This window comes from Methylocystis sp. (assembly GCF_051062815.1).
Lineage (GTDB): Bacteria > Pseudomonadota > Alphaproteobacteria > Rhizobiales > Beijerinckiaceae > Methylocystis.
Window position 1 is genome coordinate 1 of record NZ_JBPFDU010000001.1, and the last position, 3,905, is coordinate 3,905.

Sequence of the window (3,905 nt, forward strand, 5' to 3'; positions counted from 1 at the left end):
TGTCGGATTGTCGCAATTTCTGGGACTGCCGGGCATTGGAATCTTTGGACTTCCCTGTTGCATAATTTTGGGATCGATTCAGAATTTCAGGCACTGGCGTCGAGTTTGATTCGTAATTTGTGGAACCAGATTGCTGCGAGACGGCAAGGCTGTCCATGGATATTGGCGACATCGACCCGCAAGAATGGGTGGCGGCGCAACGGCGGGCGGAGGTTCTCTCCAAGCTGCCCGAGCGGCCTTCGGGCGAGCAAATCCGCGACGCCATGGCGGCGCTCGGGGTCGGCCGGACGACGCTGTTTCGCTGGTTGAAGCGGTTTCGAGAGAGCGCCCGGACCAGCGCGCTGGCGCCGCGTCGTCGCGGCCCCCACTCCGGGATGCGTCCGCTGACGGCTGATGTTCTCGCCGTTGTCGAGATGCATTTCCGGGAGTTCTACGCGACGCGACGGCGCCCTACGTTGACGCGGTTCTGGGCCGAGGTCGCCGCCGATTGTCGGCGCCAGGGATTCCCCGTTCCGTCGATTCGCCGTCTGCGTCGCTGGCTCGATCGCCAGGACGAGGCCGAATTGCTCCGACGGCGCGAAGGCAAGGGCAAGTCGGAGCCGGTCTTCCTGGCGACGCCGGGATCGTTGGAGGCGAGCGCGCCGCTGGCGATCATGCAGATGGATCACACCAAGGTGGACGTGACCGTCGTGGATCCCGTCACGCGGCTTCCCATCGGTCGGCCGACGCTGACGCTGGCGATCGACGTCGCCACGCGGATGGCGATGGGGTTTCATCTGTCGCTCGATCCGCCCTCGCTGACGGCGGTCGCGCTGTGTCTGACCCATGCGGTGATGGACAAGACGCGTTGGTTGGCGGCCCGCGGGATCGCGGCGGAATGGCCGGCGCGGGGAATACCCCGCGTCATTCATGTCGACAACGGCGCCGAATTCCATGCCTTGGCTTTCGAGCGCGCCTGCGCCGAGCACGGCGTCGAGCTCGCCTATCGACCGCCAGGAACGCCCCGCTTCGGCGGCCACATCGAGCGGCTGATCGGGACGATGATGGGGGCGGTCCATCTCATTCCGGGATCGCATTTTTCCAACATCCGCGAGCGCGGCGATCTCGATCCGGAGCGGCAGGCGGTGATGACCCTGCGCGAACTCGAGACCTATTTCGCCCTGGAAATCGTCGGGGCCTATCACGCGCGGATCCACAAGGCGCTCGGGGCGCCGCCGGCGGCGGTCTGGCGGGCGCGCATCGACGAGGTCGCGGTGCGCATGCCAAACGACGTCAGGCGGTTCCTGATCGATTTCCTTCCCGCCGAGCGGCGCGTTTTGCAGCGTGACGGCCTGCATCTCCATCACATCCGCTACTGGTCTGACGAGCTGCGCTGGCACATGGGGCGGGGCGCGGAAAAGCTCACGGTGAAATACGATCCGCGCGATCTCTCGGTGATCTTCGTGCGGGCGGGGGAGGGGTATCTCGAAGCGCGGCCGGCCGATCGAACGCGCCCTTCCATTGCGCTTTGGGAGCAGCGGGCGGCGTTGCGGGCGCTGCGCGCGGCGGGCCGCCGGGCGGTCGACGAGGAACAAATCTTTTCGACGATCCTCGCTCAGCGCGCCTTGGTGGACGAGGCGGTGCGCGCCACCAAGGCGATGCGGCGCGACGCGGCGCGGCGTCCCAGATCGCAGCCGCCGAAGACGATCGAGGCCCCGCAGACCGCCGGGCCCCGAGCGGCGGACCCGCCGCTGGTTCTGCCCTATTTCGAGGTGGAGGAATGGGATGATTGAAGATTTTGAGCATTTGTTCGCCGCGATCCGTCCGATCGCCGCGCTGAGCTCGGAAGAGCGGTTGCGCCGGATACGCGCGGACCGCTGGATCAACTACCCGCGGGCGCAGCAGGCGCTGGCGATGCTCGAGGATTTGATCTCGTTTCCGCGCCGCGCCCGCATGCCCAATCTGCTGATCGTCGGCGAGTCGGGCATGGGCAAGACGATGATCGTCGAAAAATTCGCGCGCGATCACCCCGCTTATTTCGACGCCGTCAACGGGCTCAAGCGCATGCCGGTCGTGCTCGTCCAGATGGTCTCGGGGCCGGATGAAGCGCGGTTTTACAAGCGGCTGCTGGCGGCGATCGGCGCGCCGGAGCCGACCCGGCCGACGCTCGGCGCTTTGGAGAATGTGGCGTTGCGCGTGCTGGAGCAGGCGCAGCCGGGCATGCTGGTCATCGACGAGGTGCATAGCCTCCAGGCGGGCACGGTGCGCGAGCAGGCGCGCTTCCTGAACATGCTGCGGTTTCTGGGCAACGAGCTGCGCATCCCGCTCGTTTGCGTCGGCACCCAGCAGGCCCGCAATGCGCTCAAGACCGACGAGCAACTGGTGCGCCGCTTCGAGGCCATCGCGCTCCCGCCCTGGCGGAACGACCAGGATTTCGCGGCGTTGATCGGAAGTTTGCAGCGCACGCTGCCATTGCGCCGGCAAAGCGAGATCGGCGAGCGGGCGCTCAAAAGCATCCTCGAGACGACGGGCGGCGTCACGGCGGCGATCTTCTCGTTGATGACGCGATTGGCCGTCGCCGCCATCGTCAGCGGCGAGGAGCGGATCATGGGATCCGATTTCGAGGACGCCAAGACGACCTCGTTGCTCGGGGAGGCGGTGTGAACGCGGAGGCGCTCGCCTCGCTCTTGCCTGTCGCGCCGCGACCGGCGGCCGAGGAGCGCCTGTCGTCATGGCTGTCGCGGGTCGCGGAGATCTACGGCATGTCAGCGAACGCGCTGCTCGCCCATTTCAGGCTCGCGGGATTTTCGGCGCTGAAGCTCGAACAGGGTTTATCGCCGGGGCAGGGGGCCTTGATCGCGACGCGCGCCGGGTTGAGCGCGCGGACGATCGACAACATGACATTCGCTGCTTTGGCGCCGCACGCCCGTTTCATGATCGCGCCGAGCGCCAGATATTTTTGCCCGCGTTGCGCTCAAACCCCCGCGATCGGCCGCAAGGATGCGGCGCTGCCCTGGACGTTTTGGTGTTCCGTGCACGGCGTTCGGCTGTGGGCGCGCGACAAACGGCCGGTGGAAAGCTTTCTGCCCGATAGCGTTCTCGAACGTCTCGATCCACTGGCGCGCCGCGGCGCCGCCCGCTTGGCGGCCTGGGCCGAGGAGCGCGACGCCGTGGGCGAGATCGACCCGCCAACGGTTGCGGAGCTGCTGCGGTTCCTGACCACACCCTATCGTCGCCCGTCGCCGCCGTCCCTGGCGGAGCAGCCGCGACTCTCACTGGAGGCGCGCCGGGCCAACCACGCGTTTCTGACCCGACCGATCGTCCGCCAGGCCCTGCTTGTCGTCGCGCCGGAATATGATCGCTTCGCGCCCGTGCTCGCCAAGCCAGTTCGCCCGGGGCTCGCCGCGCTCGCGTGCGGCTCGCTCTTACAGAACTACGCTTTGGCCGTCGGCGTGGCGCGCCTGACCGAAAATCCCGTCGAACACGCAGCGGCGGCGCTGGCGGCGGCCGACGCCGAGGGGGAGACGATCCTGCGTCGTATTTTGAGGACCTGGCCGTCTGCGACGCGCCGTCGCATCGGCGTCGAGTTACGACGCCTGACCGACGCGCAGCCGGCTGGAAAGGCTCCGCGACGGCGTCGATTGCAGCGCAGTTCCATAAATTATGCGCGAGTCCCACAAATTTCGGCGCGGCTTGTCCCATGAATTGTGAATCGGAATTCCGAAATTATGCGCGGTCCCGCCGCGCCGAGCGCCCAATCCCACAAAATTATGGCTGTCCGACATTCGGGCCGGCTTGGGTCCTGCGTCGTTTCGAGCGCACAAATTCCGACGCCTCGGCAGGCGATCTGAGGTCGATTTCGGCCAGTTTCGCCCGGAAGTCCGCCGGTTCCGAATCATGTCCGATAAGCCGACATTATCGGACAT

3 protein-coding genes are annotated in these 3,905 nt (G+C 66.5%); all 3 read left to right on the forward strand.

Features of this window, described 5'->3' with window-relative positions; translation table 11 throughout:
* Positions 1 to 155 precede the first annotated feature (155 nt).
* Genes ACR65W_RS00005 through ACR65W_RS00015 form a run of 3 tightly spaced genes read left to right on the forward strand, consistent with a single transcriptional unit; the run spans position 156 to position 3,683 of the window.
* Entirely contained in the window at positions 156 to 1,772 is a 1,617-nt protein-coding gene (locus tag ACR65W_RS00005; protein WP_434502149.1) for a Mu transposase C-terminal domain-containing protein, read from the forward strand.
* A complete protein-coding gene (locus ACR65W_RS00010; protein WP_434502152.1) occupies positions 1,765 to 2,643 on the forward strand; it encodes a TniB family NTP-binding protein in 879 nt (292 codons plus the stop codon). Before ACR65W_RS00005 ends, ACR65W_RS00010 begins: the two co-directional genes overlap by 8 nt.
* A complete protein-coding gene (locus ACR65W_RS00015; RefSeq protein WP_434502154.1) occupies positions 2,640 to 3,683 on the forward strand; it encodes a TniQ family protein in 1,044 nt (347 codons plus the stop codon). Before ACR65W_RS00010 ends, ACR65W_RS00015 begins: the two co-directional genes overlap by 4 nt.
* Positions 3,684 to 3,905: the final 222 nt, after the last annotated feature.